The 6,819-nt window shown below is 59.2% G+C and carries 4 protein-coding genes and 1 other RNA gene; 3 read left to right on the top strand and 2 right to left on the bottom strand.

Annotation, left to right across the window (positions count from 1 at the left end; all coding sequences use genetic code 11):
- The first annotated feature begins 345 nt into the window (after positions 1–345).
- The 3 genes from pckA to HUU60_02135 are packed head-to-tail and all read left to right on the top strand — an operon-like array spanning position 346 to position 5,322.
- Entirely contained in the window at positions 346–1,899 is a 1,554-nt protein-coding gene (pckA, locus tag HUU60_02145) for a phosphoenolpyruvate carboxykinase (ATP) (protein ID NUL81507.1), read from the top strand.
- A gap of 47 nt (positions 1,900–1,946) precedes the next feature.
- The gene (locus tag HUU60_02140) at positions 1,947–4,355 is read left to right on the top strand and encodes a PAS domain S-box protein (GenBank protein ID NUL81506.1); all 2,409 of its coding nucleotides are present in this window, start codon (positions 1,947–1,949) and stop codon (positions 4,353–4,355) included.
- Complete coding sequence (locus tag HUU60_02135; GenBank protein NUL81505.1) at positions 4,348–5,322, top strand: hypothetical protein; 975 nt, start codon at positions 4,348–4,350, stop codon at positions 5,320–5,322. The genes HUU60_02140 and HUU60_02135 overlap by 8 nt, the downstream gene beginning before the upstream one ends.
- Here the strand turns inward: HUU60_02135 and ssrS are convergent.
- A non-coding RNA gene (gene ssrS / locus HUU60_02130) (6S RNA) lies at positions 5,319–5,495 on the bottom strand. The two genes, HUU60_02135 and ssrS, sit on opposite strands and share 4 nt — an antisense overlap.
- A 114-nt stretch (positions 5,496–5,609) precedes the next feature.
- Complete coding sequence (locus HUU60_02125; protein ID NUL81504.1) at positions 5,610–6,815, bottom strand: hybrid sensor histidine kinase/response regulator; 1,206 nt, start codon at positions 6,813–6,815, stop codon at positions 5,610–5,612.
- Between the last annotated feature and the right edge of the window lie 4 nt (positions 6,816–6,819).

The raw sequence follows: 6,819 nt of genomic DNA, 5'->3' as shown, positions 1-6,819 counted from the left end.
CGGCACTAGAGCAAGCGGCACTAGGGCAAGCGGCACTAGGGCAAGCGGCACTAGAGCAAGCGGCACTAGGGCAAGCGGCACTAGGGCAAGCGGCACTAGGGCAAGCGGCACTAGGGCAAGCGGCACTAGGGCAAGCGGCACTAGGGCAAGCGGCACTAGAGCATGCGGCACTAGAGCAAGCGGCACTAGAGCAAGCGGCACTTGAGCGCAAGGTATCATATTGGCCAAAAGCAATGCGTCGCGGCGGCAAAGGCGCCCCGTGGCTCGCTCCTTCGATGGTCAAGGCTTCTTAGCAGGCGCAGGACGCGAGCATGCCCAGCGCCAATCGCCCACGGAGGAGCCCCTATGAGCCAAGTCGGCAATCATATCAGTCAACACGGTCTCGATACCCACGGAATAAGAACCTCGGCCACAGTCTATTGGAATCTGACAGCCCCCGTCCTTACGGAACACGCCCTTCAGCGCAACGAGGGTTTCTTGGCCGACAACGGGGCGCTGGTTGTTCGCACCGGGCGGCATACGGGTCGGTCTCCCAAGGATAAGTTTGTGGTTCGGTCGCCCGAATCGGAAGATCAGATTTGGTGGGGCGCGGTCAATCAGGCGATTGAGCCTGACAAGTTTGATCGATTGTACGACCGGGTCTGCGAGTTTCTGTCGGATAAGCCGCTTTATGTGCAGGATTGTGCGGCGGGGGCCGATTTGGATCATCAGTTGCCCGTTCGCGTGGTCAATCAATACGCCTGGCACAATCTGTTCGCCCGTCAGTTGTTTCTGCGATTGGACGGGGATCGGCTGGCGCGGCACAAGCCGGATTTTCTGGTGCTTTCGGCGCCCGATTTTAAGGCGGATCCAGAGCGGGACGGCACGCGCACCGAGACGTTTGTGCTGGTGAACTTTGAGCGTCGGATCGTACTGATCGGCGGCACGCAATATGCGGGCGAGATGAAGAAGTCGGTTTTTACGATCATGAACTATCTGTTGCCTCAGAAGGGTCTGGCTCCGATGCACTGTTCGGCCAATATTGGAGAGAATGGGGATACGGCGCTCTTTTTTGGGTTGAGCGGCACGGGCAAGACGTCGCTTTCTGCCGATCCTGCTCGCCGTTTGATCGGGGACGACGAGCACGGTTGGAGCGAGCATGGCATTTTTAACTTTGAGGGCGGCTGCTATGCCAAGTGCATCCGTCTGCGCCAGGAGAGCGAGCCGGACATTTATGGGGCGATTCGGTTTGGCACGGTCTTAGAGAACGTCGTAGCGGATGCCGATACCCGGGCGCTTGATTTTGACGACCAATCGATCACGGAGAACACGCGCGCGGCCTATCCGCTTCACTTTGTCAACGGCGCGGTCGAGCCGAGCATTGGGGGTCATCCCAAGAACGTATTCTTTTTGACGTGCGATGCGTTCGGCGCTTTGCCGCCTATCAGTCGCCTGACGACGGAGCAAGCGATGACGCAGTTTTTGTTGGGCTACACGGCCAAGGTTGCGGGCACCGAGACGGGCGTTACGGAGCCGACCGCGACGTTCAGCTCGTGCTTTGGCGCTCCGTTTTTGCCGTTGCCTCCCAAGCGATACGCGCAGTTGTTGGGAGAGAAGTTGGACACGCATCGCTCGCAGGTGTGGCTGATCAATACGGGATGGCAGGGCGGTCCGTACGGCATCGGCAAGCGAATCAACATTGCCTATACTCGAGCGATGATTACGGCCGTGCTGGAAGGCAAGCTAAGCGAGGTCGAGTATCGGACGGATCCGGTGTTCGGGCTGCACTGCCCGGCGCATTGTCCGGGCGTACCGGACGAGGCGTTGGATCCTCGGTCGACCTGGGCGGACAAGGCGGCTTACGATGCGCAGGCAGCGAAGTTGGCGGCTATGTGGAACGACGAGATCGCCAAGCTTTAGCCGATTGGTAGGAGTCGCAGGCGTTTGGGGCGAATAGTTTAGTTGGAATGCGGAAAGATTATATCCGCGCAGCCGTGACGCTGCCCAACGGGGAGGCCGATCCTCGATCGCAGGTCTCGATGAGAGCCCTGGCCGAAGTCGCGCGCCTTCTGTCGAAGAGCGCATCTCCTTCCGACCTTTGCCGGGCGGCGGTCGAGTTGGGTCGAGGCAAACTCGGCTTCGATCGCATCAGCATTTGGCTTCATGGGCGCGAACCCGGGTTGTTGCTTGGCACCTTCGGGATTGACGAGGCCGGAGTAGTGAGAGACGAGTCGGGCTTGATCGTTCGCGCCAATCGAGAGAGCTTCATTAAGCCGATTTTAGAGTATCGCCAAAGCGTCGTTCATTTGGCCGATTACGAGCTTCGTGACCACAAGGGCCATGTTGTGGGCGTTGGCGAACACGCGCAGGCGGCTTTGTGGGACGGGGAGACGGTCGTTGGCGTGCTCTGCATAGACAATCTGCTTTCGAAGCGGCCCATTGCGTCGAACGATCTGGAGTTGCTGGAGCAGTACGCGCTCTCGATTGCGACTCTGCTGGCTCTCAAGCGGACCGAGGGCCGTCTTCGCGATAGCGAAGAGCGGTTTCGGCGGCTATTTCAGAATGCGGCTGTGGGGATGGCGCTGGTGGACCTTGACGGCACGGTGTTGGAGGCCAACTCCGCGATTTGTCGGACGTTTGGGTACGACCAGGAGGAAGCGATCGGTCTAAAGGTGTTCGATCTGGTCCATCCGGAAGAGCGTCCTCTTCACCTTGAGAACTTTGTCAGCTTTGTACGGACGGGGGTCGACGTTCAGCAGCGGGAGCGTCGTTGCGTTCGGAAGGACGGCCGGACGATTTGGGCCGATATCTCGGCCTCGCTATTGACGGACGCATCGGGCGCCCCGTCCTCGATCGTCGCGGTGATCGAAGACATTACGGCCAAGCGAGCCGCATTGGACACATTGGCGGAGAGCGAGGCACGGTTTCGGACTCTCAGCGAATCGGCGCCTTTAGGGATTTTTCTTCAGGATAGGCGCGGGCATTGCCTCTATGCCAACAACCGCTTTTCGAAGATTTTGGGCCTTGCTCCGGAGGAGTGTCTTGGCCTAGGCTGGATGAAGGTCGTCCATTCAAACGACATTGAGAGGATGCGAGCGGAATGGCAGTCGATGGGCGAAGAGAACGCGGAACTGTCCACAGAGTTTCGCGCCGTTCGGCTCGACGGCGAGATTCGAACTTTGTCGGCCCACTCCGCCATTGTTTGGGGCGAGGCGGGCGAGATTCAGGGTTTTGTGGGAACGCTGGACGACCTGACCGAAGAGCGGGCGACCCAGGAGCAGTTGACGCGCGCGCAAAAGTTAGAGGGGATCGGGCGATTGGCGGGCGGCATCGCGCACGACTTCAACAATATCTTGACAGCGATTCTTGGATATGTGGACGTCGCCAAGGCCGAGGCGCCGCCGGACGACCGGACCGTCGTTTGGCTTGACAAGATCAGAAACGCCAGCCAGCGAGCCGCCGAGATCACGGCTCAATTGTGGGCGTTTGCGCGGCGTCAAGAAGGGGCGATCGGCTATCACGACCTTGGTCGTGTTGTGGAAGACATTTCGGACATCATCCGAAGGCTGATCAGCGATAACATTGAGTTGAGAATAAATCTTCCCAAGAGGCAGAAGATCGTCAAGGCCGAGCCTGGGCAGCTTCATCAGCTCATTCTCAATTTGGCTATCAACGCCTCGGACGCCATGCCGAACGGCGGCGTATTGACCATATCTGTGGAACGGGCGCCAAAGGGTCAGTTCGTTGTGCTTACGGTTAAAGACACCGGCGTAGGGATCGAGCCTGAAGCGATGCAGCGACTGTTCGAGCCTTTTTACACGACCAAGGAATCGTCATCTCGCACGGGCATGGGGCTTCCCACGGTTTACGGCATTGTTCAGCGTTGCAAGGGGCGGATCGAGATTCAGAGCGAGAAAGGCTCGGGCACGACGTTCAGTGTCTATTTGCCGTTGGAGAAGCAACCGCTTGCCAAGAGCCCCGAAGCGGTCGAGGGCGGGGCAGGCATTGGTGCTGAGACGATCTTGCTGGTAGAGGACGAGCCAATGGTGCGCGATATTGCCGCTAGGGCGTTGAAGACCCAAGGCTATCATGTTTTGGAAGCGGAGAACGGCACTCGGGCGCTAGAGATTCATCGGACGCACGAGGGAACCATCGACCTGCTGATCAGCGATGTCGTCATGCCAGGAATAAGCGGAGGCGAGTTGGCTGCCGAGATGCTAAAGGAACGTCCAGGATTAAAGCGGCTGTTGATATCGGGGTATTTGGATCAGCCAGAGTTGGAGACCGAACGCGCCGGACCAGGCGCTGCATTTTTGACCAAGCCGTTCACCGCGGCCAAACTTGTTAAAGAGGTGCGGGCGCTTTTGGATGAGTGAAGTTATTAGCGCTCTGGGTCGGTTTTTGCGCCAGTCGCCGCCGGGCTATGCGGCGGCGCGGCATGTTACAGACATCGAGCGGCCTGTCGAGAGCGATGAGACCGTTATCGACTTGAGGGCGAAAATAGTCGAGGATTCTGCGCTCGTTCAGCGCGATGTGCCCAGTCGTTCTGGCTCTGGGTTGCGCTACTTTTTGGACGGGACGCAGCGCCAGCGCACAGTCGCTTATAGGAAGGGGGAGGTTTCGGCTCCCATCGTGTATGGTTTTGTCGGGGCGATCATCCTAGAGCGGCAGGGCAGGGAGGCGGGGCCTTGCGACGGTTACTTTGATTATGACGAGGCGCTCTATGCTCCTCTCGAGCTGACGCCTTTGGATGAGATGCGGTCGGTCGGAATCGATGTTAGGGACACGGGAGCGACGGCGGCGGCGTGGGGCGATCTGGCTCGTTGCGCTCAAACGGCGATATCGAACCAGCGGGAGCGCTTGGAGAGAGCCTTGGCGCACCGATGGTTGGAGCGGGGGCACGACGGTTGGCTAGCGATCGATGGCGCATTGAGGGAGCAGGTTCAATTCCAGGCCGATTCGCGCGTAATCGGCATCGCGAAATCGCACCGGGCGCAGTTTTTCGAAGGCGCTGATCAGGCAAAGGTGTTTGGGCTGAAGCGCGGGCAGCGCACCAGCGTTTTTAGCATTGGCGGAGCGGTTTTTACGTGGTATTTGCGGTTGCACGAACCGGCGGACGCCTCGCCTCTTTATGGCTTGATTCGCGTGGAGGCTCCCCGATATGAGGACGGATTGGCGGACGAGATATCGGCATGGCTGCTGAACGAGACGAGGCCGACCAGCCATCCGGACGCTCGGTTCGATCGGATGCTGTACCCGATTCGGCTGTGCGAGGAGTGGATTCGGAGTCGGATGCCATCACCGATGGCGATTAGCGCGGGAATTGGGGCTTCGCGGGCATAGTCCCCGCAACGCCGTGTGCCGCCGGGGTCGCGAACCCCATATTCATGGTTGGAGCCTTAGGCTGCGCCTCGCGATTCCCACTAGGGGCTGCCACTATCGCATACCGTTGGGCTCCGGCTCGTTAAAAGCGTCGGTTCGAACCACCTTAGGCATCACGCGCGCCGCAGGGACGGCAGGATTATACCTGGGGAGAGGGGCTTTGGCTCGCGGGGACGCTCGCCCTCCCGGTGGTGTTGGCCCCCAAAGAGCCTTTCGGGAGAGCGAGCGCCCTCCCGAGCCGGCGGCGCTTATGCGGCGCTGCTTTCGCTCAAGCGCATAGCCGCTTCAGGAGCTGCGCAGGGCAGGGATACGGCGAAGGTCGCGCCTTGGCCGGGGGGGCTGGTGGCTGAGATTGTGCCGCCGTGCTCCTCGACGATCTGTTTGGCGATCGAGAGTCCGAGCCCGGTGCCTTGGCCTTCGTCCTTAGTGGTGTAGAAGGGTTCGAAAATGCGGTCGATCTTGTCGGGCGGGATGCCACAGCCCGAGTCGCTCACCTCTATGACCGCTGTGGCGTCGGTGCGGCGGCATCGCACGGTTACTTGTCCGCCGTCGGGCGTGGCCTGTTGCGCGTTCAGAATGAGGTTGGTGAAGACTTGCTGCAATCGTCCAGAGTTGCCTTGAATCTGGATGTCGGACTCGTCGAATTCGCTGACGAGCGAGATGCCATGACGAAGGAGCATGTGCTCGGTGAAGACGAAGGTGTCTTTCAACACGGTTTTCAGATCGACCTCGGAGAAGCAGCCTTTTTGGGTCGAACGCGAGAAGCGCAACAGGCTTTGGACGATGTCTCGGCAGCGGTGGGCGCCCATGACGATGTTTTTCATGGCCGAGCGAATGCGTTCGGTTTCTTGCTCTGTCAGTTCCGACAGGTCTTTGTTCACCAATTTTTCGTGCAGGAACTCGGTGAAGCCCAATACGGCGGTCATGGGATTGTTCAGCTCGTGCGCTACGCCTGCGGCCAGTTGTCCGATGGCCGACATTTTTTCGACTTGGATGAGTTGTTCGGACTTGGATTTGAGGTCGATGTAGGCTTGCTGGAGTTCGTCGTAGAGCTGCTGGTTCTTGGCTCGGAGCTGTTGCTGTTCGATAGCGCGGGAGACGAGGGTCGAAAGGACGGCGATGTCGTCCAGCGGTTTTAGCAAGTATTCGAAGAGATTGCCGGCTTTAAAGGCCGCGACTGCGTTTTCGAGCGAGCCGTGTCCGGTAAGGATGATGACGTCTGTTTCGGGCGAGATTTCTTTTGCGGCGGCCAGGACGCCCATGCCGTCCAGCCTGGGCATTTTCATATCGCTAACGACGACATGGTAATGGGTCTCGCGCATCTTTTCGACGGCTTCCTGTCCATCGCTCGCGGTATCGACATCGAAGCCGGCTGACTTCAGTTGTCGTTGCAGCACATAGCGAAGGCCTTCTTCGTCGTCTACTACCAGTACCTTGCTGATGGTCGCGTCCATTGTC

The organism is Armatimonadota bacterium, assembly GCA_013359125.1.
Lineage (GTDB): Bacteria > Armatimonadota > Fimbriimonadia > Fimbriimonadales > GBS-DC > JABWCR01.
This window is presented reverse-complemented; position numbering and strand designations above follow the sequence as displayed.